Annotated in this window: 20 protein-coding genes; 10 read left to right on the top strand and 10 right to left on the bottom strand. The window is 73.6% G+C overall.

Features of this window, described 5'->3' with window-relative positions:
• Positions 1 to 103: 103 nt before the first annotated feature.
• Genes ACIRST_RS00100 through ACIRST_RS00090 form a run of 3 tightly spaced genes read right to left on the bottom strand, consistent with a single transcriptional unit; the run spans position 104 to position 3,354 of the window.
• A complete protein-coding gene (locus ACIRST_RS00100; RefSeq protein ID WP_350526362.1) occupies positions 104 to 1,498 on the bottom strand; it encodes an ABC transporter substrate-binding protein in 1,395 nt (464 codons plus the stop codon).
• Positions 1,499 to 1,546: 48 nt separating this feature from the next.
• Positions 1,547 to 2,437 carry a carbohydrate ABC transporter permease gene (locus tag ACIRST_RS00095; protein ID WP_350526363.1) on the bottom strand — a complete coding sequence of 297 codons (891 nt, stop codon included), beginning with the start codon at positions 2,435 to 2,437 and terminating at the stop codon, positions 1,547 to 1,549.
• The gene (locus tag ACIRST_RS00090; protein ID WP_402798629.1) at positions 2,434 to 3,354 is read right to left on the bottom strand and encodes a carbohydrate ABC transporter permease; all 921 of its coding nucleotides are present in this window, start codon (positions 3,352 to 3,354) and stop codon (positions 2,434 to 2,436) included. Before ACIRST_RS00090 ends, ACIRST_RS00095 begins: the two co-directional genes overlap by 4 nt.
• A gap of 193 nt (positions 3,355 to 3,547) precedes the next feature.
• On the opposite strand from ACIRST_RS00090, the gene ACIRST_RS00085 reads away from it, so the two are divergent.
• Positions 3,548 to 4,234, top strand: coding sequence for an SMI1/KNR4 family protein (locus ACIRST_RS00085; protein ID WP_402798627.1), 687 nt, complete (start codon positions 3,548 to 3,550; stop codon positions 4,232 to 4,234).
• Positions 4,235 to 4,307: 73 nt separating this feature from the next.
• Here the strand turns inward: ACIRST_RS00085 and ACIRST_RS00080 are convergent, their stop codons facing one another.
• From ACIRST_RS00080 to ACIRST_RS00070, 3 genes are all read right to left on the bottom strand, one after another.
• Entirely contained in the window at positions 4,308 to 5,069 is a 762-nt protein-coding gene (locus ACIRST_RS00080; RefSeq protein ID WP_350526366.1) for a glucose 1-dehydrogenase, read from the bottom strand.
• Entirely contained in the window at positions 5,066 to 6,505 is a 1,440-nt protein-coding gene (locus ACIRST_RS00075; protein WP_402798624.1) for an MFS transporter, read from the bottom strand. Before ACIRST_RS00075 ends, ACIRST_RS00080 begins: the two co-directional genes overlap by 4 nt.
• Before the next feature lie 155 nt (positions 6,506 to 6,660).
• A complete protein-coding gene (locus ACIRST_RS00070) occupies positions 6,661 to 7,248 on the bottom strand; it encodes a helix-turn-helix domain-containing protein (protein ID WP_350526368.1) in 588 nt (195 codons plus the stop codon).
• A gap of 148 nt (positions 7,249 to 7,396) precedes the next feature.
• Here ACIRST_RS00070 and ACIRST_RS00065 point away from each other — a divergent pair, with 148 nt between their 5' ends.
• A complete protein-coding gene (locus ACIRST_RS00065) occupies positions 7,397 to 7,867 on the top strand; it encodes a DoxX family protein (RefSeq protein ID WP_350526369.1) in 471 nt (156 codons plus the stop codon).
• A gap of 113 nt (positions 7,868 to 7,980) precedes the next feature.
• On the opposite strand, the gene ACIRST_RS00060 is transcribed toward ACIRST_RS00065, so the two are convergent.
• Positions 7,981 to 8,277, bottom strand: a complete 297-nt coding sequence (locus tag ACIRST_RS00060) for an MTH1187 family thiamine-binding protein (RefSeq protein WP_350526370.1) — start codon at positions 8,275 to 8,277, stop codon at positions 7,981 to 7,983.
• Positions 8,278 to 8,406: 129 nt separating this feature from the next.
• Complete coding sequence (locus ACIRST_RS00055) at positions 8,407 to 9,897, bottom strand: SulP family inorganic anion transporter (protein ID WP_402799367.1); 1,491 nt, start codon at positions 9,895 to 9,897, stop codon at positions 8,407 to 8,409.
• Positions 9,898 to 10,725: 828 nt separating this feature from the next.
• On the opposite strand from ACIRST_RS00055, the gene gcl reads away from it, so the two are divergent.
• The 3 genes from gcl (at position 10,726) to ACIRST_RS00040 (ending at position 15,211) form a co-directional block, all read left to right on the top strand.
• Complete coding sequence (gene gcl, locus ACIRST_RS00050; protein WP_402799366.1) at positions 10,726 to 12,498, top strand: glyoxylate carboligase; 1,773 nt, start codon at positions 10,726 to 10,728, stop codon at positions 12,496 to 12,498.
• A gap of 145 nt (positions 12,499 to 12,643) precedes the next feature.
• Positions 12,644 to 13,132, top strand: a complete 489-nt coding sequence (locus tag ACIRST_RS00045) for a glutathione peroxidase (RefSeq protein WP_350526371.1) — start codon at positions 12,644 to 12,646, stop codon at positions 13,130 to 13,132.
• Between the two features lie 285 nt (positions 13,133 to 13,417).
• On the top strand, positions 13,418 to 15,211 hold the full coding sequence (locus ACIRST_RS00040; protein ID WP_402798620.1) for a serine/threonine-protein kinase: 1,794 nt from the start codon (positions 13,418 to 13,420) through the stop codon (positions 15,209 to 15,211).
• A gap of 71 nt (positions 15,212 to 15,282) precedes the next feature.
• Here the strand turns inward: ACIRST_RS00040 and ACIRST_RS00035 are convergent, their stop codons facing one another.
• Complete coding sequence (locus ACIRST_RS00035; RefSeq protein ID WP_350526373.1) at positions 15,283 to 15,912, bottom strand: TetR/AcrR family transcriptional regulator; 630 nt, start codon at positions 15,910 to 15,912, stop codon at positions 15,283 to 15,285.
• Between the two features lie 433 nt (positions 15,913 to 16,345).
• Here ACIRST_RS00035 and ACIRST_RS00030 point away from each other — a divergent pair, with 433 nt between their 5' ends.
• Both ACIRST_RS00030 and ACIRST_RS00025 read left to right on the top strand, forming a co-directional pair.
• Positions 16,346 to 16,774 carry a nuclear transport factor 2 family protein gene (locus tag ACIRST_RS00030; RefSeq protein ID WP_350526374.1) on the top strand — a complete coding sequence of 143 codons (429 nt, stop codon included), beginning with the start codon at positions 16,346 to 16,348 and terminating at the stop codon, positions 16,772 to 16,774.
• 373 nt (positions 16,775 to 17,147) lie between these two features.
• The gene (locus ACIRST_RS00025) at positions 17,148 to 18,296 is read left to right on the top strand and encodes a metallophosphoesterase (RefSeq protein ID WP_402799363.1); all 1,149 of its coding nucleotides are present in this window, start codon (positions 17,148 to 17,150) and stop codon (positions 18,294 to 18,296) included.
• A 55-nt stretch (positions 18,297 to 18,351) separates the two neighbouring features.
• On the opposite strand, the gene ACIRST_RS00020 is transcribed toward ACIRST_RS00025, so the two are convergent.
• Positions 18,352 to 19,275 (bottom strand): LysR family transcriptional regulator, encoded by a 924-nt coding sequence (locus ACIRST_RS00020; protein ID WP_402798618.1) that lies wholly within the window; start codon positions 19,273 to 19,275, stop codon positions 18,352 to 18,354.
• 96 nt (positions 19,276 to 19,371) lie between these two features.
• Between ACIRST_RS00020 and ACIRST_RS00015 the strand changes: the two genes are divergently transcribed.
• The 3 genes from ACIRST_RS00015 to ACIRST_RS00005 are packed head-to-tail and all read left to right on the top strand — an operon-like array spanning position 19,372 to position 22,750.
• Complete coding sequence (locus ACIRST_RS00015) at positions 19,372 to 20,076, top strand: succinate dehydrogenase cytochrome b subunit (protein ID WP_402798616.1); 705 nt, start codon at positions 19,372 to 19,374, stop codon at positions 20,074 to 20,076.
• Complete coding sequence (locus tag ACIRST_RS00010) at positions 20,073 to 22,016, top strand: fumarate reductase/succinate dehydrogenase flavoprotein subunit (protein ID WP_350526377.1); 1,944 nt, start codon at positions 20,073 to 20,075, stop codon at positions 22,014 to 22,016. Before ACIRST_RS00015 ends, ACIRST_RS00010 begins: the two co-directional genes overlap by 4 nt.
• On the top strand, positions 22,013 to 22,750 hold the full coding sequence (locus ACIRST_RS00005) for a succinate dehydrogenase/fumarate reductase iron-sulfur subunit (RefSeq protein ID WP_350526378.1): 738 nt from the start codon (positions 22,013 to 22,015) through the stop codon (positions 22,748 to 22,750). Before ACIRST_RS00010 ends, ACIRST_RS00005 begins: the two co-directional genes overlap by 4 nt.
• The last annotated feature ends 148 nt before the right edge of the window (positions 22,751 to 22,898 follow it).

Here is a 22,898-nt window from a genome sequence, read left to right as displayed (position 1 = left end):
TCCTCGGCCTGACGGGCGACGGGCCCGACGGGCGACGGCCCGCCCGGCGCGTGCTGCGCGGGGCGGGCCGTCGTCCGGAGCGTGGTGGTGCGGCGGTGTCGGCTCAGCCGACCGAGCTGTTGTAGCTCTCGATCGCCGGCTGCAGCTCCTTGGCCGCGTCGGCCAGCGCCTGCTGGGCCGACTTGCTGCCCGAGACGGTCTGCTCGATCGCGGTCTCCACGCCCTTGCGGGCCTGCGGCATCACGCCGAGCAGGCAGCCGGCGGTGGCCGGGGTGGGCTTGGTGCTCTTCAGCTGGTCGATCGCGGTCTGGAACTGCGGGTACTTGGCCACCCACTCCTTGTCCTTGGGGTCGTCCAGGGACTTCTTGTTGACCGGGAAGTAGCCGGTGCCGGTGTGCCAGACGGCCTGCTGCTCGGGGGCCGTCACGAACTTCTCGAACTCCCAGGCGGCGCGCTTCTCGGCGTCCGAGTGGCCGGGGCCGCTGATCCACAGCGAGGCGCCGCCGATCACCGGGCCGCCCTGGTCGGCGGCGGTGACCTTCGGGAAGGCGGCGGTGCCGACACCGAACTTCGCCGCCTCGGTGTAGCCGCGCAGCACGCCGGTGGACTCCAGGTGCATCGCGACCGTGCCGGCCTTGAAGGCGGCCTGGGCGTCGTCGGTGGTGCGGCCGGTGTTGGCCGCGTAGCCGCCCTTGACCAGGTCGGCCCACCACTGGACGATCCGGGCGCCCTGTGCGGAGTCGAACACGACCTTGCCGGCCTTGTTGCTGCGGCCGTTGTCGTTGTCGCAGTACATGGCGCCGGACTCGGCCAGCAGCTGCTCGACGAACCAGCCGTAGATGGCCGCGCCGAAGCCGTAGCGGACGGTCTTGCCGTCGGCGTCCTTCTTGGTCAGCTTCTTCGCCAGCTCGCCCAGCTCGTCGAGGTCCTTGGGCGCCTGCGCCGGGTCGAGGCCGGCCTCCTTGAAGGCGTCGGTGTTCAGGTAGAGCAGCGGCATCGAGGAGTTGAACGGCATCGACTGCAGCTTGCCGCCGACGGAGTAGTAGTTGCGGATGTTGGCGTCCAGGTCGTCCAGCGCGTAGCCGTCCTTGTCAGCGAAGGCCTGGGCGGGGACGGTCTGCTTGGAGTCGATCATGAACCGGGTGCCGATGTCGTAGACCTGCACCAGGGCGGGCGTGCCCTTCTGCTGGACCGCGGCCTTGTACTTGGTGACCAGTTCGTCGTACTTGCCCTGGAACTGCGCCTTGACCTCGATCTTGCCCTGGTGCGCGGCGTTGAACTGGTCGACCAGGCCGGTGAGCACCTCGGCGTTCTTGCCGGTCATCGAGTGCCAGAACTCGACGCCGGTGACGCCGGACGCCTGGTCGAGCGCCTGGGCGCCGGGCGCCGCGGCGTCGTTGGAGCCGCCGGTGCCGGAGCCGGAGCCGGAGGAGCTGCAGGCGGTCAGGGACAGGCCGGCCACCAGCAGGGCCGCGAGCGCGCGTGCACTCTTCTTCACGGGGGTTCTCTCTCTGATCGGGGGAACGGGCGTGGACGGTACGGGCGGTCAGCGCACCGCGCCCGCGGTGAGGCCGCGGACGATGAAGCGCTGGCCGAAGACCACCAGGGCGAGGGTGGGCAGCAGCGAGAGCACGACGCCGGCCAGGATCAGCCCGGGGTCGGCCATCTCGGAGTCGCGCAGCGAGGTGAGACCGATCTGCAGGGTCTGCATGTCCGCCGTGCGGGTGATGATCAGCGGCCAGAAGTACTGGTTCCAGGCGGACAGGAAGACGTAGATCGACAGCGCCGCGAGCGCGGGCTTGTTGAGCGGGACGACGATCCGCCACAGGAAGCGCCAGTGGCCGGCCCCGTCGATCCGGGCGGCGTCGCGCAGTTCGCCGGGCAGCTGGCGGAAGGCCTGGCGCAGCATGAAGGTGCCGAAGCCGGAGGCCAGGAAGGGCAGCACCAGGCCGAAGTAGGTGTTGCCGAGCCCCCAGCCGGACAGCGTGAGGTAGTTGGGGATGATGATGGCCTCCCACGGGACCATCAGCGTCGCCAGGAACACCCCGAACACCGCGGCCCGCGCCCTCAGCGGCAGGAAGACGAAGGCGTAGGCGGCCAGGATCGAGGTGAACAGCTGGGCGAGGGTGATGACGGTGGCCACGACCGCCGAGTTGGCGTACTGGCGGGCCAGCGGGATCGCGTCCACGGCGCCGGAGAAGTTCCGCCCGGTGACCGAGTGCGGCACCAACGCGGGCGGGTAGGTGGAGAGTTCGGACGGCCCCATGAACGCGCCGGCGATCGCGTAGTACACCGGGAAGGCCACGGTGACGACGGCGACGGCGAGCAGCAGGTAGACGGCGGCGCGGCCGAGGAGGTCGCGCGGGGAGCGGCCGGCGAGGGCGCGGGTGCGCGGGCGGGGCCGCTCGACGTCCTCGGTGGTGGCGATGGTGGTCATGCGTAGTGCACCTTCCGCTCCAGGACGCCGAACTGGACGGCCGTGCAGGCGAGGACGACCACGAGCAGCACCACGGCCTGGGCGCTCGCGGTGCCGAAGTCGCTGGAGCCGTAGGCGAAGGCCTTCTCGTAGACGGAGTAGACGAGGGTCCGGGTGGAGCCGTCCGGCCCGCCCTTGGTGAGGATGTGGATCTGGCCGAAACTCTGCAGCGCGTGGACGGTGGAGACCACGGTCAGGAAGAACAGGTTGGGGCCGAGCAGCGGAACGGTGATCGAGCGCGCCAGTCGCAGGCCCGACGCGCCGTCGATGCGGGCCGCCTCCACGACCTCCTGCGGGATCGAGCCGATGCCGGCGGAGAGCACCAGCACGTTGTAGCCGAGGTTCATCCACACCGTGGTGACGGCCACCGAGACCAGCGCGTACCGGGTGTCGGTCAGCCAGCCGACCGGGCCGAGGCCGACGTGCGAGAGCAGGCCGTTCAGCACCCCGCTGGCGGGGTTGAAGAACACCGCGAAGACCACGGACGCGCTGGCGACCGAGAAGGCGAAGGGCAGCGCGAAGGCGGAGCGCAGCAGCCGTACGCCGCGGATCCGGTTCTCCAGCAGCAGCACCAGCGCGAGCGCGCCGAGCACCCCGGGCACCACGGTGAGCAGCGTGAACAGCCCGGTGGTGACGAGGGTGCGGCGGAAGTCCGCCGAGATCAGCAGGTCGGTGTAGTGCTTCGTCCCGACGTAGCGGGAGGGCGCGCCGAACAGGTCGTTGGCGTGTCCGCTCAGGTAGATCGTCCGCCCCAGCGGGTAGCCGATGAAGAGGACGAAGACCGCCAGGGAGGGCAGCAGGAAGGCCCAGGCGAGCCCGTGTTCGCCCCAGCGGCTCCGGCGGCCCGCCCGGGGCGCGGTGTGCAGTGCGGTCGGCATGCGGTGCGCGTCCGCCTTTCGTGAAGTCGGTTCCGGCCGAAACCGTGTCCTGCCCACGCGACGCGGCGGGAACCCCGCAGTGATCAACCGGTGTCCCCGGGATTACGCGTTCGCGTCAGATTCGGCCGGTCGTGCCCGGACGGGCCGCGAAGCGTTCCGCGGCGTTGTCGCAGGGGTGCCGTACGGTGCGCGGGTGGACGAAACGGAATTCGACATACGCACCGCAATGGCCGGAAGTGTGCGCAGCCGCGCGGGCGCCTGGGCACTCGTCAGGGGCTTCGCCGCGTACTGGGGAGAGCCGCTGGGGCCGGACGACGGCTTCGCGGACGCCGAACTGGACGCGGCCGAACGGCGGCTGGGCCTGCGGCTGCCGACGGCGCTGCGCGAGGCGTACCGGTTGTTCGGGCGGCGGGCAGACCTCACGAGCAACCACGACGTGCTGCTGACGCCGGACGAGCTGTACGTGCTGGACGGCGCGCTGGTCTACCGGGCGGAGAACCAGGGCTGCGCGCACTGGGGCGTGCTGCTCGACGACGTGGAGCGCGAGGACCCGCCGACGGTGATGCGGCCGGACCTCGCGGACACGTCGCGGGAGCGCTGGGAGCCCTGGGAGGAGCGCCTGTCGACGGCGGCCGCGGTGATGGCGATGACGGAGAAGCTGCTGGAGGACGACGAGCTGACCGACTTCGTCGATTCGCCGGACGAACTTCCGGACGGTTTCCTGGAGTTGCCGGCGCTCGGCCGGGGCTGCCGCTGGTACCTGGGGCCGGACGTCCTGGTCTCGGTGGTCGAGGACGCCTGGATGACGGCCCGGGCACGCACCCCGGAAGCCCTGGAGGCGCTGTACGAGGCCGTGCCCGGGGACTGGCTGGGCGAGTGAGCCCCGCCCGACCGCGGCTCAGGGGCCGCGGTCGGGCGCTGGGCGGCCGGGCCCGGGCCGCCGCCCGCACGGCTCAGGCGCTGGAGCCGCCGTCCAGGACGAGGTCGCTGCCGACGGTGTAGCCCGCCTCCTCCGAGGCCAGGTAGAGCACCGCGGCGGCCACCTCCTCCACGGCGCCGGCCCGGCCGACCGGGATGTCGTTCCGCATCCGCTCGGCCTTCTCGGCGGCGCTCTCGCCGGGCCGGCCCGACATGGGGGTGTCCACCGCGCCGGGGCTCACCGTGTTGATCCGCACACCGTCGGCGATGTGGTCGAGCGCGGCGGCGCGGGTCAGCGCGGTGACGGCGGCCTTGCTGGCGGCGTAGGCCCCGACCCCCGCGACCCGCCGGTGGGCGCCCAGGTTGGACGACACATTGACGATCGCGCCGCCGCCGTGCGCCCGCAGGTGGCCGATCTGGTGCTTCATGGCGAGCAGCGTGCCGGTGACGTTGATGCCGATCAGCCGCTGCCACTCGGCCTCGTCGATGTCGGCGACCGGGCCGAGCGCACCGATCACGCCGGCGTTGTTGACGGCGACGTCCAGCCCGCCGAACTGCTCGACGGTCTCGCGGACCAGGCGGGCGGCGTCCTCGCCGTTCGTGACGTCGCCGGTCAGCGCGACCGCCTTGCCGCCGGCCTGCTCGATCAGCTCGACGGTCTCGGTGAGCGGGGCGGCCGTCCGGCCCGCGACGGCGACCCGGGCGCCCTCCCGGGCGAAGGCGAGCGCGATGGCCCGTCCGATGCCGCTGCCGCCGCCGGTGACCAGGACGGACTTGTCGGCGAAACGCGTGGTCATGAGGTGAACTCCTCGATCTGGTTGGTGGGTTCTGGTGGTGTGGTGGTCAGGGGTTCCGCCGCGCTGGCGGACCGGGGCAGGGTGGCGACCGCGACGGCGGTGAGCGCCAAGCCGAGGGCGCCCGCGGCGAAGGCCGCGGCGTAGCCGCCGACCACGCTCGGGCGGGTGGCGGCGAGCGACATCAGGGCCGCCAGTCCGGCGGTGGGGCCGAGCTCCATGGCCGTGTTGAACACGCCGGCGGCCAGGCCGGTGCGCTCGGGCCCGACCCCGCCGGTGGCGAGGACGGCCGCTCCGGCGAAGGCGGCGGCGGCTCCGGCGGGCAGCAGGAGCAGTCCGGGCATCAGCCCGGTGGCGTACCCGCTGCCGGGGGTGAGCCCGGCGAGCAGGCCGAGTCCGGCGCCCGCCACGGCGAGCCCGCCGGCGGTGACCGGCACCGGCCCGTGCCGCAGGACCAGCGGGGCCGCCAGGCGCCCGGACAGCAACAGGACGGCCGCGTACGGCAGGAAGGCGGCGGAGGTGGCGGCGGCGCTCCAGCCGCGCAGCTGCTGGAGGTAGAGCGAGAGCAGGACGAAGGTCAGCGCGGTGCCGGCGGCGGTCGCCATGACGGCGGCGAGGGCGGTGCCGCGGCGCCGGTCGGCCAGGAAGCCGGGCGGCAACAGGGGGTCGGCGGTGCGGCGTTCGGCGGCGGCGAAGGCGAGCAGCAGGGCGAGCCCGGCGGGCAGCGGCCCGTACACCTCGGGGCTGGTCCAGCCGTGGTCGGTGGACGCCACCAGGGCGTAGCTCACCGCGCAGACGGCGGTGGCGGCCAGGAGCGCGCCGCGCAGGTCCAGGGCCGGGCGGCGCCCTGCGGGGGCGGCGGCGGGCAGCGTGCCGCAGCGGGCGAGTCCGGCGGCTGCGGCCAGCACGGGCACGGCGAACAGCCAGCGCCAGGAGACCGCGGCGGCGACCGCGCCCGACACCACGCTGCCGACCGTCGCGCCGAGCACCGACAGGCCGCCCCAGGTGGCCATCGCCCGCCGGTAGGCGGCGGGTTCGGGGTGCAGCGCACGGACCACCGCCACCGCCGCGGGCGCGGTGAGGGCCGCGCCGGCGCCCTGGACGAGACGGCTCGCCAGCAGGACGGGGTAGTCGGGTGCGAGGGCGCAGGCGACGGAGGAGGCGGCGAGCAGCAGCAGGCCGCAGCGGAGCATCCGGCGCCCGCCGTGGCGGTCGGTGAGCCGGCCGCCGAGCAGCAGCAGCGAGCTGAAGGTGAGTCCGTACGCGGCGCTGAGCAGCAGCACCCCGGACGGCCCGAGCCCGAACTCGCGGGCCACCAGCGGCAGCGGCACGGTGAGGACCATGATCGTGAAGATCAGCACCGCCTGTACGACGCCGAGCAGCGCGAAGCCGGACCGGCCCGCCGGACCGCCGCGCATGCGCCCCCCTGTGACACCCATGAGCCCCCTCCTATAATGACCGTTCGGTTCAGAATCGGGACAGCAGAGCCCGTCCGAACCCTTCAAACGTCTCGTCAGTCCCGGTCCGGGCAGCATCGATCCCGGTCGGGCACCGTCAGCCCCCGTCGAGCTGCGCCGGCCCCCGTCAAGCGGTGTCAGTCCCGGTCCAGCAGCGTCAGGGCCTGCTCGGCGGCGTCCCCCACCCGGGCCGCGCCGTCGGCGGTCTTGCCCATCACCCGCATGCCCTGCATCAGCACCATCAGCAGCCGGGCGAGCGCCCGGGGCTCCCGCCCGGCGGGCAGTTCGCCCTGCGCCCCGGCCCGCACCAGGGCGGCGGTGAGGACCGCCTCCAGGTGGCCGAGGCTGGCGCCCACCCGACGGGCCGCCGAGGGGTCGTGCGGGGCGAGCTCGACGGCGGTGTTCGTGACGAAGCAGCCGCGCTCCCGCCCGTCCCCGGCCGACTCCGCCGCGTACCGGCGGACCATCGCCCGCACGGCCGGCAGCACCGGGCCGGGCTGGGACAGTTCCGCCAGCAGGACCGGATCGGTCTGCTCGGCGTACCGCTCCAGCGCCCGCAGGTACAGCTCGTGCTTGCTCCCGAAGGTCGCGTAGATGCTGGCCCGGGCGATGCCGAGCCCCTCGACCAGATCGGCCATCGAGGTGGCCTCGTAGCCGCGCCGCCAGAACAGCTCCAGGGCCGCCTGCAGCGCCGCGTCCGGGTCGAATTCCTTCGTTCGCGCCATGTCCCACACGCTAGCCGTTTCCAGAACGATCAGTCAAGAAACGGTGAGCACCGACCGCGGTCGATGCCTGACAGAGCATTGCCAAGTGGACTAGACCAAGGCTACCCTTACCGCCCCATCCCTCCTTCCCCCACAGGAGGCGTTCCGCATGTCCGCTCACGTCCCCACCACCCCCCGCGAAGCCGTCGAGACGGCCCGGCCGCTGGTGCTGACGGCCTATCGGATCGTCGTCGGCCTGCTCTTCGCCTGCCACGGCGCCGCCTCGCTCTTCGGCGTCCTCGGCGGCGCCAAGGGCGGCGGCACCGTCCCGCTCGGCCAGTGGCCCGGCTGGTGGGCCGCGCTGATCCAGCTGGTCGGCGGCGTCCTGGTGCTGCTCGGTGCCGGCACCAGGACGGCCGCCCTGCTCTGCTCCGGCTCGATGGCCTACGCCTACTTCACCGTCCACCAGGAGCACGCGCTGCTGCCGCTGCAGAACGGCGGCGAGGCCTCGGTCATGTTCTGCTGGGCGTTCCTGACCATCGCGGTGCTCGGCTCCGGCCCGTACGCCCTGGACCGACTGCTCACCCGCCCGCCCGTGGCCGGCCCGGCCGAACCGGCCGCCCAACCGACCTCGGGCTGACCCCGGCGCACCGAGCGCGGCACGCCCGAACCCGGCGGGCCGCGCTCGGCGGGCCGACCCGGGCGGACCGCGTTCGGCGGCTGGGCTGGGCGGCCGCGCTCGGCGGGCTGCGCTCAGCCCTCCGCGAGGTGCCGCTCGACCGAGGCGACCTTGGCGGTCAGGCCGTCGGTGACCCCGGCCCGGTCGTCGATCTTGATGACCGTGCTCACCCGGTTGCTGTGGGCCTTCACCGCCTCGATCGCCTCCTTGATCACCGGCATCACCTCGTCCCACTCCCCCTCGATGCTGGTGAACATCGCGTCCGTGCGGTTGGGCAGCCCGCTCGCCCGGACCACCCGGACGGCGGCGGCCACCGCCTCCCCCACGTCCTCGCCGATCCCCAGCGGGGTCACCGAAAAGGCTGCGATCACAGTTCCACGCTCCTCGTGTCCACGGGGCACCGGCGGCCGGCCCGGGCCGGCCCGGATCGACCCGACCCGGATCGACCTGCCCCGGGTCGCCCCGACCCGGGTCGGCCACCAGGCTAGACGGACGCCCCGTCAGACCACCGAAGGCAGCGGCGGTTCGACGGCCAGCGGCGCGGTGGAGCGGGCCCGGTGCTGGGCGGCCCAGGAGGCGAGGGCGACGGTGCAGGCGTGGTCCAGGTGGCGCAGCCCGGACCAGTCCAGCTCGACCGGCCGGTCGTCCGGCAGCCGTTCCAGGGCGTCCAGCAGCCTGGGCAGCCGCAGGAAGGTGGCGTTGCCGCTCAGCCGGACCCGGTGCAGCGCCGGGCCGTTCGGCGGCACCAGCTCCTCCACCGCGATCTGCAGGTGCGAGGTCTGCCAGGCGGACTTGACCACCGCCAGCCCGACGCCGATCAGCACCCCTTCGAACAGGTCGGTGGTGATGATCGCGACCGCCGTCACCACGAGCACCAGCGCCTCGCCCCGGTGGCCGCGGCAGAGCGCGACGATCCGGCGCAGCGGGACGAGCTTGGCACCGGCGTGGACCAGGACGGCGGCCAGTGCGGTGAGCGGGACGAGTCCGAGCACCCCGGGCAGCAGCGCGGTGAACAGCAGCAGCCAGAACCCGTGCAGGAAGCGGGAGGCCTTGGTCCTCGCCCCGGCCTGGACGTTGGTGGCGCTGCGGACGATCACCGCGGTCATCGGCAGTGCGCCGAGCAGTCCGCAGACGGTGTTGCCGACGCCCTGGGCGGTGAGCTCGCGGTCGTAGTCGGTGCGCGGTCCGTGGTGCATCCGGTCGACGGCGGCGGCGCTGAACAGCGTCTCGGCGGAGGCGATCAGGGTGAAGGCGACGACCGTGCCGATCCCGGCGGTGCCGGTGAGGGCGCCCAGCGCGTCGCGGTCGGGCAGCCGGAGGACGTCGAGCAGGCCGGCGACCCGGATCCGGGCGACGGGCAGGTCGGCCGCGGCGGTGACGGCGGCGGCGAGGCCGACGGCGGCCAGCGGCGCGGGGAGGGCGCGGGCGGCGCGCTCCGGCAGGTACTTCCAGCCGACCAGCACCAGCAGCGTGCCGAGACCGAGGGCGACGGCGCCGGGGTCGGCCGTAGTGGTGGCGACGTCCTTCAGCAGGGCGGGCAGCCCGGCGATCTTCTCCGGCCCGGTGGCCGGGGCGCGGCGGTCGGCGAGCGCGTAGAGCTGGCCGAAGACGAGGGTCAGCCCGATGCCGGCCAGCATGCCGTGCACCACCGAGGCGGACATCGCGCGGAACCAGCGGCCGAGCCGCAGGGCGCCCATCGTGAGCTGGAGCAGGCCGGTGGCGAGCACCAGCAGGCCGAGGGCGCCGGTGCCGAACTCCCGGACGGCGTCGGCGACCAGCACGGTCAGTCCGGCCGCGGGTCCGCTGACCTGGAGGCTGCTGCCGGGCAGGGCGCCGACCACCAGGCCGCCGACGATGCCGGTGACCAGGCCGAGTTCGGCCGGCACGCCGGAGGCGACGGCCACCCCGACGCAGAGCGGGAGGGCGACCAGGAAGACCACCAGGGAGGCGGGCAGGTCCCGGCGCCAGGGCACGGCGCGCAGCGCGGCGATCGGGGACCGGGCCGGGCCCGGCGGCGCGTTCTTCCGGGGGCGGCCCGGCGGGCCCTCACTCCCGTGCGGCGGGCGGTTCACCCGGTCACCACCGGGGGTCGGGCAGGGGTGCAGCAGCGCATGGGGACGTTCCTTCCGCGCGCCCGCCGCTGCGGGCACGCCGTTGCGGTACGGGGGTTGCCGTACGAGGAGGGTTGCCGTACGAGGAGGGTCGCCGTACGGGGTCGGCGTGCCGCTCACTCACCCGCCCGCCCGCGCACGGGTCGCCGGTCGGCAGGAGATGTGCGCCGGACCGGGAGCGGGGACGGCGGAGAGTGACGGGACGACGGCGGGTGGCGGCACGGCGGCGAGTGGGGGTCGGCGCGGGCAGGGGGTGCGTCCCTCGCTCGGGTGCGGCGGACCGGGCGCGCTGGTCCTGGACGGGGCCGCCGACGGAACTCCCCCGTCCCCCGGCGTTCCCGAACCCCCCTGCCGCGGCCTCAGTTGGACGTCACGGGCCCGGCGTGCCACCGACGGTACCCAGGGCGGCGGGGCGGGCCGGCTCGTGCACCGTCCCTTCACGGTCACCGCACACCGGGTGCGCTTCCCGGCGCGGAACGTCCGCTTCCCCGCGCACACCAGCGCGGATGCCGTCCTGGCGTGCGAATCCGCCCGCACCGACTTCGCGCCCCAAGGCTTCCACATTCTGTTGAAGTCCCCCTTGACGCCCCGAGGAGGCCCGTCCTACCTTGTTTCCACATACAGAAACCGTTCTTCCGTATGGTGGAATTCAGGAGATGAGCCCTCCGAGCCACTGCGGGCCGACGCAGGAGAGACCCGATGCCTCGTATGACAGCCGCCCGCGCGGCCGTGGAGATCCTCAAGCTCGAAGGCGTTGAGGTCGCGTTCGGCGTGCCGGGCGCCGCCATCAACCCGTTCTACGCCGCCCTCAAGGCCTCCGGCGGGATCCGGCACACACTGGCCCGGCACGTCGAGGGCGCCTCCCACATGGCCGAGGGCTACACCCGCGCCAAGGCCGGGAACATCGGAGTCTGCATCGGCACCTCCGGCCCGGCCGGCACCGACATGATCACCGGCCTGTACTCGGCCATCGCCGACTCGATCCCGATCCTGTGCATCACCGGCCAGGCGCCCGTCGCGCGGCTGCACAAGGAGGACTTCCAGGCCGTCGACATCGCCTCGATCGCCAAGCCGGTCACCAAGGCGGCGACCACCGTGCTGGAGGCCGCGCAGGTCCCCGGCGTGTTCCAGCAGGCCTTCCACCTGATGCGCTCCGGCCGCCCCGGCCCGGTCCTGATCGACCTGCCGATCGACGTCCAGTTGACCGAGATCGACTTCGACCCCGAGGCCTACCAGCCGCTCCCGGTCTACAAGCCGGCCGCCAACCGGATCCAGATCGAGAAGGCCATCGCACTGCTCCAGGAGTCGGAGCGCCCGCTGATCGTCGCCGGCGGAGGCGTCATCAACGCCGACGCCTCCGCGCTGCTGCTGGAGTTCGCCGAGCTGACCGGCGTCCCGGTGATCCCGACCCTGATGGGCTGGGGCATCGTCCCGGACGACCACGAGCTGAACGCCGGCATGGTCGGCCTGCAGACCTCGCACCGCTACGGCAACGAGAACTTCCTCGCCTCCGACTTCGTCCTCGGCATCGGCAACCGCTGGGCCAACCGCCACACCGGCGGCCTGGACGTCTACACCGCCGGCCGGAAGTTCGTCCACGTCGACGTCGAGCCCACCCAGATCGGCAAGATCTTCGCCCCGGACCTCGGCATCGCCTCCGACGCCAAGGCCGCACTGGAGCTCTTCGTCCAGGTCGCCGGCGAGCTCAAGGCCGCCGGGCGGCTCAAGGACCGCAGCGCGTGGGCCGCCTCCACCCAGGAGCGCAAGGCCACGCTGCAGCGCCGCACCCACTTCGACCACGTGCCGCTGAAGCCGCAGCGCGTCTACGAGGAGATGAACCGGGCCTTCGGGCCGGAGACCCGCTACGTCACCACCATCGGCCTCTCCCAGATCGCCGGCGCGCAGATGCTGCACGTCTACAAGCCCCGGCACTGGATCAACTGCGGCCAGGCCGGCCCGCTCGGCTGGACCATCCCGGCCGCGCTCGGCGTCGCCACCGCCGACCCCGAGGGCCAGATCGTCGCGCTCTCCGGCGACTACGACTTCCAGTTCATGATCGAGGAGCTGGCGGTCGGCGCGCAGCACCGGATCCCGTACGTCCACGTGCTGGTCAACAACTCGTACCTGGGCCTGATCCGCCAGGCGCAGCGCAACTTCGACATCGACTTCCAGGTCAAACTGGAGTTCGAGAACATCAACGCGCCGGAGCTGGGCGTCTACGGCGTCGACCACGTCAAGGTCGCCGAGGGCCTGGGCTGCAAGGCGATCCGGGTCACCGAGCCGGAGGGCCTGCTGCCGGCCTTCGAGGAGGCCAAGAAGCTGGCCGCCGAGTTCCGCGTCCCGGTCGTGGTCGAGGCGATCCTGGAGCGGGTCACCAACATCGCGATGAGCGGCAGCGACATCGACAAGGTCAACGAGTTCGAGGAGCTCGCCACCCTGCCCGAGCACGCGCCGACGGCGATCCGGCCGCTCGCGCTCTGACCTGCCGCGAAGGGGGTGTGCGAGCCGCTCCGCACACCCCCTTCGCGTCCGGAACACCGGCGGCGCCGACACGGTTGACCCGTCCGGGGCCGCTACCGTGTGCCCGGGCGGAAACCGCTGCCAACCTGCCGAAAGGACCACCACCGTGAGCCTGTACGACATCCCGCTGCGCTCCCTCACCGGCGAGCCGACCTCGCTGGCCGACCACAAGGGCAAGGCGCTGCTGATCGTCAACGTCGCCTCCAAGTGCGGCCTGACCCCGCAGTACGCCGGGCTGGAGCGCCTGCAGGAGCGCTACGCCGGGCGCGGGTTCACCGTGCTGGGCTTCCCGTGCAACCAGTTCGCCGGGCAGGAGCCGGGCAGCGCCGAGGAGATCGGGACCTTCTGCTCCACCACGTACGGCGTGACCTTCCCGCTGTTCGAGAAGATCGAGGTCAACGGCGACGACCGGCACCCGCTGTACCGGCAGCTGACCCAGGTCGCCGACGCCGAGGGCCAGGCCGGGGACGTCTCCTGGAACTTCGAGAAGTTCCTGATCTCGCCGGACGGAACCGTCGCCGCCCGGATCCGGCCGCGCGTCGAGCCGGAGTCGGAGGAGCTGATCGCCGCGCTGGAGGCCGTTCTGCCGGCCTGATCACCCGCCTTTCCGGAGGCCTGATCACCCGCCGGACCGGAGGCCCGGGGCACCGCTGCCCCGGGCCTCCGGCGTTCCGTGGCCGCGGTGGCGGGGGCGCGGTCCGCGGCAGGGGCGACGGATGCGGGCCGACGCCCCGGGGTCGACACATGCGGGTGTGCTGTGCTCATCTGACGATCATTTCGTGATCGCGATTCCGTCCCACGGATGGTCCCGGACCGATAGCGTCTGGTCCGGACGCGTGAGGTGGGGACGGCCGCGCCGGGCGTCGAGGGGAGCGTGGGCATGCAGCCGCTGGCAGCGGACGATCCGCGGCAGGTGGGCGAGTACCGGCTGCTGCGGCAGCTCGGCGCGGGCGGGATGGGCCGGGTCTACCTCGGCCGGACCGCGGGCGGGCGGACCGTCGCCGTCAAGATGGTCCGTCGCGACCTGGCCGAGGACCCCGAGTTCCGCGCCCGGTTCCGTCAGGAGGTGGCGGCCGCCCGACGGGTCGGCGGCACCTGGACGCCACCGGTCCTCGACGCGGACACCGACGGCGGGCAGCTCTGGGTGGCCACCGGCTACGTCGCCGGGCCCCCGCTCACCACCGCCGTACGGGACTTCGGACCACTGCCCGAGCCGGCCGTCCGCACCCTCGGCGTCGGCCTCGCCGAGGCGCTCGCCCATGTGCACGGCCTCGGGCTGGTGCACCGGGACGTCAAGCCGTCGAACGTGCTGCTGACCCTGGACGGGCCGCGGCTGATCGACTTCGGCATCGCCCGCGCGCTGGACGCCACCACCGTGCTCACCCAGTCCGGCCAGGTGTTCGGCTCGCCGGGCTTCATGTCGCCGGAGCAGGCGAGCGGGCGGCCCGCCGGACCGGCCGGCGACGTCTTCTCGCTCGGCGCGGTGCTCGCGTTCGCGGCCACCGGCACGATGCCGTTCGGCTCCGGGGTCGGCGCGCCGGTCCTGGTCTACCGGGTGCTGCACGAGGAGCCCGACCTCTCCGGGCTGACCGGCCCGCTGCACTCCCTGGTCCGTGACTGCCTGGCCAAGGACCCGTCCGTCCGCCCGACACCCGGACAGCTGCGGCAACGGCTGGACGTCGACGGCACGGCCGCCGCCCGCCTGGGGCACGGGGACTGGCTGCCGGCGGCGCTGGCGGCGGCGGTCGGGCGCAGTGCCGTGCGGCTGCTGGACCTGGAGGGGGAACAGGGGGCCGGGGCGCCCCGTGAGGCAGCGGCGGTGCGGGAGGTGGCGGCGGCGGCCCGGACGGCCGAGGCGGCGAAGGCGGCACCCGGCGGGGGCGGCGTGCCCGCTGCGCCCGGGTTCGGTCCGTCGCCTCCGCCGGGTTACGGCCCGCCGACCGCAGGACCGGTCAGGCCGGTCGGCGCATACCCGCCGGCCCCGGTCCCCGCACCGGTCCCGATGCCGTCCGCACCGGCCACGGTGCCGGGCTACCCGCCGTACCCGCAGCAGCCACGCGGCCGGCGGAGCTACGGCGTGCTGACGGCCGTGCTGGTCGCCGTACTGCTGCTGGGCGGCGGATACCTGCTGGTCGAACAGTGGCTGGAGAACGGCCGGCCGGACGCCGCGAAGAACGCCGGACGGACCGCCCCGGCCGGGGGCACGACGGCGCCTTCCGCCCCGGCCTCGAAGAGCCCCGAGCAGCCGACCGGCGACCGCACCGACCCGGCCGAGGACAGCCCCTCGCCCGGCGCGAGCCCCACCGACCCGGGGCCGGGCATCATCCCCGCGAAGTACCTCGGGACGTGGGTCGGCGAGCGCAAGGCCGCCAACGGGGACGTCACCTCCGTCACCCTCACCATCGTCCAGTCGGCGCCGAGTGAGGAGAAGAGCAGGATCCGCGCCGAGACGCCGAAGACCGGCACCTGGTGCGAAGGCGCCTGGACGCTCACCGATGCCGACGAGAGCCGGGTCTCCTACGCCTCCCGGGCGACCGGCTCCTCGCCCGGTTCGGACTGCATGTCCGACCGGTCGATCTACCGGCTGATCACGATGCAGTCGGACGGCACGCTCCACTACAGCACGGACCTGCTCAAGCCGGACCAGTACCTGGTGCTGCGGAAGAAGGGCTGAGCAGCGCGGGACTTCCGATCCCCGTCGGGCGCCGGGCCGTTACGGGCCCCGTCAGGCCGGCTCGGGCCGCGTCAGGCCGGTTCGGGCCGCGGGGCGAACAGGCCGAGGCGCGCGCCGGCCAGGGCGCTGGCGGCGGCCAGGTCCGCGTCGGCCTCGGTGAGGGTGTCGGCCATGACCAGGGCGCGGTAGTACAGCGGGCCGGCGACGTGCTTGGCGAGCAGGGCGGTGTCGGTGCCCGGCGGGAGGTCGCCGCGGCCGACGGCGGCCTGCACGACGGGGTCGATCCGGGCGATCCGGGCGGCGAAGAAGCGGTCGACGAGCGCCCTGATCTCCGCCGAGGCGTGGCCGCCGGAGACCAGCGCGCGTACCGTCGCGATCCCGGCCCGGCCGGCCATCGCCGCGACGAAGTCCCGGGCGGCGGCGCGCATCGACCCGTCGAGGTCGGCGGTGTCGGGCAGCAGCCGGAACGTCGGGTCCAGGACGTCCTCCAGGGCGGCCGCCACCAGGTTGCCCTTGGTCCCCCAGCGCCGGTAGACGGTCGTCTTGTGCACCCCGGCGCGGTCGGCCACCGCCTCGGTGCTGAACCGGTCGAAGCCCTGCTCGGCCAGCTCCTGCAGCGCGGCCGCGAACACCGCGGCCCGGGTCCGGGCCGTACGGCCTCCGGGCCTGACGTCGCCCCACCCGGCCGTGTCCGCCCCCATCGCCTCAACTTCCCCGTCGCAGTAGTCGGTTGCGCTTGATTCTGCCGGTCTGCAAGACTTCCCGAGCATAACGCAACCGCTTGTTGCTTTAGTGGGCGTATGCGTTGCCGACCTGGCCTTCTACGGGGGGGATTGCCATGTTCGACGGGTTGTGCCACTCATTCCGGTTCTTCCGGTTGTTCCATCACGCGCCCGCGACCGCGGTTCTCCGCATCGACCCCGTCCTCGGCGCCGCCGGCCCGCAGCACGTGCCGACCGGCCGGCTCACGGCCCCCGGCACGGCCGCCTAGGGACCTCGGCCCGACGGCACGAAGCTCGGAGGCACGAAGCCCGGAGGCAGGAAGCCCGGAGGCCCGCCGGGTCCGCCCGGTCGGGGACCGGCAGCCTCGATCACGTCATGGAACACTCCGCACTACCTCAAGGAAGCGCCATCGTGTCCAGCACCAACCCGAAGATCGCGGCCATCAGCACGTTCTTCGCCGCCTACGCCGCCTACGACTTCGACGGCATGCGGGAAGTCCTCACCGACGACATCGAGTGGACGATCCCCGGCCACCACGCACTGTCCGGCACCAAGCGCGGCGTGGAGGAGGTCGTGGCCTTCTTCAACCAGTTGGGCAAGGCCGGGTTCCAGGCCGAGCCGCTGTTCCTGGAGGCCAACGACGAGTACGTGGTCGACATCCACCGCGGCTTCTCCACCCAGGGGGTCGGCCAGGTCGACACCATGTGGGCGCTGGTCTGGCACTTCAACGCCGACGGCAAGGTGGACCGGGTGCACAACCTGTCCGGCGACCAGCACCAGATGGACGCCTTCGTGTGGGCCAACTACACCCTGGCGCCGATCCCCGATCGGCTCGCCTGAGGCCGGCGGGCGCGACGGCCCGGCGCGTCGAGCGGTCGGGGCCGTCGCCGCCCCTGCACAGGAAGCCGGCCCGTCCGTCGACGGGGACCGGCCTGCCCGCCGTCGGCCGACCCGGCCGCGCGGGGCCCGCGGACCCGGACGGTCACCCCGCCCACCGCGTGCCGGATGATGGAGGACGGGGACAGGACGTGAGAGGGGAAGCGCAGTGACGGACAGCGAATCCATCGGGTCGGAGCCGGGCCTCCGGTCGCACCGCGGAGGACCGGACACCCTCGCGACCGCCACCCGGCCCGAGGCCCCGGCCGCGCCCGCCCCGGCCGCGCCCGCCCCGGGTGCGGCGACCCGGAGCGGGAGCGCGCGGCCGCGGAGGTCGCTGCTGCGGCGGCTGGCCGTCCTGGTCCTCGTGCTCGTGGTCCTGTGCCTCCCCCCGTGGTGGACGCTGTTCGCCTCCGGCGCCGACTGGCCGTTGCCGGTCTTCCTGGCCGGCACGGCCGTGTTCGCCGCCTGGCTGGTCTCCTTCCCCTTCCTGATGGTCGCGGGCCACGGCCGGCGGCGCTCCGACCGGGCCGCGCGCATCGCGGACACCAGCCTCGGGATGATCTGGGTGCTGTTCACCTGGTCGGTGCTGGGCGGCTCGGTGGACCTCGTGCTGGCCGGACTCGACGTCGGCGGCGTCGGCCGGGCCAGGGCCGTGGCCGTGACCGTCGCCGTGGTCTGCGCCGGGCTCCTGGGCTGGGGACACCACGAGGCGATGCGCGTGCCCCGGGTGAAGCGACTGGACGTCCGTCTCCCCCGGCTCGGCGGGGGCCTGGACGGGACGCGTGTCGTGGTGCTGGCCGACACCCACTACGGGCCGATCGACCGGGCGGGCTGGTCGGCGCGGGTCACCGAGGCCGTCAACGCCCTCGACGCGGACGTCGTGGTCCACGCCGGCGACATCGCCGACGGCACGCCCGCGCAGCGCCGGGAGCAGTCCGCGCCGCTCGGCACGATCCGGGCCCGGCTGGCCAAGGTCTACGTCACCGGGAACCACGAGTACGGCAGTGAGGCCCAGGGCTGGCTGGACCGCATGGCGGACCTCGGCTGGGAGCCGCTGCACAACCGCCACGTCGTGGTGGAGCGCGGTGGGGACGCCCTCGTCCTCGCCGGCGTGGACGACGTGACCGCGGAGTCCTCCGGCCTGGTCGGACACCGCGCCGACCTGGTCGACGCGCTGGCGGGGGCGGACCCCGACCGTCCGGTCCTGCTCGTCGCCCACCAGCCCAAGTACGTCCCGCAGGCCGCTGCCGCCGGCATCGACCTGCAGGTCTCCGGTCACACCCACGGCGGCCAGATCTGGCCGTTCAACTTCCTCGTCCGGCTCGACCAGCCCGTGGTGCACGGCCTCAGCCGGCACGGGGAGCGCACCCAGCTCTACACCAGCCGGGGCACCGGCTTCTGGGGGCCGCCCTTCCGGGTCTTCGCACCGAGCGAGATCACCCTGCTCACCCTGCGCTCCGGCGACGCGCCGACCCCCGACTGACGCGCCCGCCCGACACGCCCGCCTGACGGGCCGACCACCGCCTGATACGCCACCCTCACGACAGCAACAGCCGGGTGCCCGGCGGGAGTTCGCCCGCCCGCGCGGCGTCGTGGAGGTGTGCCAGCAGGGTGGAGCGCAGCGCCTCGGCGGCGCGGGTGGGCGGCACCTCGTGGCCGTGCGCGACGGCGATGGTGCGGCCCAGGCCCGGCCCGGCGAACGGGGTCACCGCGAGGCCCGAACGGGCCGCCACCATGCCGGGGACGACGGCGGGCCCGATCCCGGCCCGGACGAAGCCCAGCACCGCGTCCATCTCCCCGCCCTCGACCGCGAACTCCGGCTCGAACCCGGCCGCCCGGCAGGCCGCCAGGGTCGCCTCCCGTACGTCGTAGCCCTCCCGGAACATCACCAGCGGCCGGTCCCGCAGCTCGGCCACCCGTGCCTTGCGCCGGGCGCGCCGCTCGGCGGAGACCAGGACCAGCTCCTCGTGCAGCAGCTCGGTGACGGCCAGGGCGGGCGCGTGTTCCCCGGTGGGCGGGGTGATGATCAGCGCGAGGTCCAGCTCGCCCGCCGCCAGTGAGCGGACCAGGTCGCGCGAGCCGCCCTCGCGGACCACCAGTGCCACGCCCGGGTAGCGGTCCCGGAAGACCCGCAGGACGTCCGGCACCAGGCTGGTGCACAGACTCGGCGGTGCGCCGAGCCGGACCCTGCCGCGCCGCAGCTGCACCGTCTCCTGGACGGCGAGCCGGGCGCTCTCGGTGTCCGCGAGGATGCGCCGGGCCAGCGGCAGCAGGGCGTCCCCGGCGTCGGTCAGCGCGATGTTGCCCCGGGTGCGGTGGAACAGCTCGGCGCCCAACTCCCTTTCCAGCGAACGGATCTGTTGCGAGAGGGACGGCTGTGCCACGTGCGCGGCCTCGGCCGCCCGGGTGAAGTGGCGGGTCTCGGCCACGGCCAGGAAGTAGCGGAGTTGCTGGAGCTGCACCCGACCAGGATAGGCCGCACCGATAGCCGGTGCCTATCGTTGCGAGCCGCATCATGTCTTGGACGCACCCTGAGGTCCGTCCCTACCGTTGCAGCCATGACAACCGCGACTCGGACGGGCCGGCATCCGTCCACCCTGGCGACGCTGTGGCGGTCGACCGTCGGCAAGAAGGCGGTCATGGCCGTCACCGGACTGGTCATGCTGCTGTACCTGGTCGCGCACATGCTGGGCAACCTCAAGATCTTCTTCGGCCCGGACGACATCAACGGCTACGCCGCCTGGCTGCGCACCATCGGGCAGCCGTTCCTGGGCCACGCGTGGTTCCTGTGGATGGCCCGGGTCGGCCTGCTGGCCTCCGTCGTGCTGCACGGCGTCTCGGCCTACCAGCTCAGCCGCCGCGACCTCGCCGCCCGGCCGAGCAAGTACGCGCACAAGCGCCGCCGTGCGAGCTACGCGACCCGGACCATACGCTGGGGCGGGGTGATCCTGGCGCTGTTCATCGTCTGGCACATCCTCGACCTGACCACGCTGACCGTGAACCCGGCCGCCGAGGAGGGCCACCCGTACCAGAACGTCGTCGCCTCGTTCGACCGCTGGTACGTCGACGTGTTCTACGTCGTCGCGATGCTGGCCGTCGGCCTGCACGTCCGGCACGGCTTCTGGAGCGCCGCGCAGACCCTCGGCGCCAACAACGCCCGCCGGGACCGGGCGCTGAAGCTGACCGCCAACGGCCTGGCGCTCGTGCTGACGGCCGGGTTCCTGTCCGTCCCCGTGGCCGTGATGACCGGAGTGGTGAAGTGAGCTACCAGGACTACACCGTCGGCGAGCCGATCGCCGACACCAGGGCCCCGGCCGGTCCGATCGAACAGCGCTGGGACCAGCGGCGGTTCGACGCCAAGCTGGTCAACCCGGCCAACCGGCGCAAGCACACCGTGATCGTCGTGGGCACCGGCCTGGCCGGCGGCGCCGCCGGCGCGACCCTCGCCGAACAGGGCTACCACGTCGTCCAGTTCTGCTTCCAGGACTCCCCGCGCCGCGCCCACTCGATCGCCGCCCAGGGCGGCATCAACGCGGCCAAGAACTACCGCAACGACGGCGACTCGATCCGCCGGCTGTTCTACGACACCGTCAAGGGCGGTGACTTCCGCGCCCGGGAGTCCAACGTGCACCGGCTCGCCCAGGTGTCGGTGGAGATCATCGACCAGTGCGTGGCCCAGGGCGTGCCGTTCGCCCGCGAGTACGGCGGCCTGCTGGACACCCGCTCCTTCGGCGGCGTGCAGGTCTCCCGCACCTTCTACGCCCGCGGCCAGACCGGCCAGCAGCTGCTGCTCGGCGCCTACCAGGCGCTCTCCCGGCAGATCGCCGCCGGGAACGTGGAGATGCACCCGCGCACCGAGATGCTGGACCTGCTGGTCGTCGACGGCCGGGCCCGCGGCATCGTCGCCCGCGACCTGGTCACCGGTGACATCCGCAGCCACACGGCCGACGCCGTCGTCCTCGCCAGCGGCGGCTACGGCAACGTCTTCTACCTCTCCACCAACGCCAAGAACTCCAACGCCACCGCGATCTGGCGGGCGCACCGGCGCGGCGCGCACTTCGCCAACCCGTGCTTCACCCAGATCCACCCGACCTGCATCCCGCGCTCCGGCGACCACCAGTCCAAGCTCACCCTGATGAGCGAGTCGCTGCGCAACGACGGCCGGATCTGGGTGCCCAAGGCCCAGGGCGACACCAGGGCGCCGGCCGAGATCCCCGAGGAGGAGCGGGACTACTACCTGGAGCGGATCTACCCGTCCTTCGGCAACCTGGTGCCGCGCGACATCGCCTCCCGGGCCGCCAAGAACGTCTGCGACGAGGGCCGCGGCGTCGGCCCCGGCGGCCAGGGCGTCTACCTGGACTTCGCCGACGCGATCCGCCGGATGGGCCGGGACGCCGTCGAGGCCAGGTACGGCAACCTCTTCGAGATGTACGAGCGGATCACCGCCGAGGACCCGTACCGGGTGCCGATGCGGATCTACCCGGCGATCCACTACACGATGGGCGGGCTCTGGGTCGACTACGACCTGCAGACCACCGTCCCGGGCCTGTTCGCGATCGGGGAGGCCAACTTCTCCGACCACGGTGCCAACCGGCTCGGCGCCAGCGCCCTCATGCAGGGCCTCGCCGACGGCTACTTCGTGCTGCCGCCCACCCTCAACGACTACCTGGCCCGCAACCCGCTGCCCGCCGTGCCGGCCGACCACCCGGTGCTCGCCGGGACCACGGCCGAGGTCGAGGACCGGCTCAACCTGATCCTCGCGGTGGACGGCGACCGCACCCCGGACTCCTTCCACCGGGAACTCGGCGAACTGCTCTGGGACGAGTGCGGGATGGCCCGCGACGCGGCCGGCCTGACCCGGGCCCTGGAGCGGATCCCGCAGCTGCGCGAGGAGTTCTGGCGCCGGATCAAGGTGCCGGGCACCGGGCAGGAGCTCAACCAGTCGCTGGAGAAGGCCAACCGGCTCGTCGACTACTTCGAGCTGGCCGAGCTGATGTGCCTGGACGCCCTGCACCGCGCCGAGTCCTGCGGCGGCCACTTCCGCACCGAGAGCCAGACCCCCGACGGCGAGGCCGCCCGGCGCGACGAGGAGTTCTCGTACGCCGCCGCCTGGGAGTTCACCGGCACCGGCGCGGCGCCCGTCCTCCACCGCGAGGCGCTCGACTTCGACCACGTCCACCCCACCCAGCGGAGCTACGCATGAACCTCACCCTGCGCATCTGGCGCCAGGCGGGCCCGGACGCACCCGGGTCGATGACCACCTACCGGGTCAGCGGGATCAGCCCGGACATGTCCTTCCTGGAGATGCTCGACACCCTCAACGAGGAGCTGATCACCCGCGGCGACCAGCCCGTCGCCTTCGACCACGACTGCCGCGAGGGCATCTGCGGCGCCTGCGGCATGGTCATCAACGGCCAGGCGCACGGCCCCGAGCGGACCACCACCTGCCAGCTGCACATGCGGCACTTCCGGGACGGCGACACCATCGACGTCGAGCCGTGGCGGGCCGCCGCCTTCCCGGTGGTCAAGGACCTGGTGGTGGACCGCTCGGCCTTCGACCGGATCATCGGCTCCGGCGGCTACATCACCGCCCCGACCGGCAGCGCCCCCGAGGCGCACGCCACACCCGTGCCCAAGGAGGCCGCCGACACCGCCTTCGAGCACGCCGAGTGCATCGGCTGCGGGGCCTGCGTGGCGGCCTGCCCGAACGGTTCGGCGATGCTCTTCACCTCCGCCAAGGTCGTCCACCTCAACGTGCTCCCGCAGGGCGCACCGGAACGGGCCTCCCGGGTGCGGAACATGGTCGCGGCGATGGACGCCGAGGGCTTCGGCGGCTGCACCAACACCGGCGAGTGCGCCACCGCCTGCCCCAAGGGGATCCCGCTGCCCAGCATCGCGGCGATGAACCGGGAGTTCCTGCGGGCCGCCCGCGGCTGACGCTCCCCCACACGCGGTCGGGACCACCGACCGTCGGGGGGCGCCGCGCGGGGGGGGGGGGGCGGCGCCGGCCCCGCCGGGGGGGGGGGGGGGGGCGGGGGGGGGCGGCCGGGGGGGGGGGGGGGGGGGGGGGGGCGGGGGGGAGGGC

It is taken from the genome of Kitasatospora sp. NPDC101447, from assembly GCF_044767225.1.
GTDB lineage: Bacteria > Actinomycetota > Actinomycetes > Streptomycetales > Streptomycetaceae > Kitasatospora.
The sequence above is the reverse complement of the archived record's forward strand: the minus strand, read 5'-3'. Positions and strand labels throughout refer to the sequence as shown.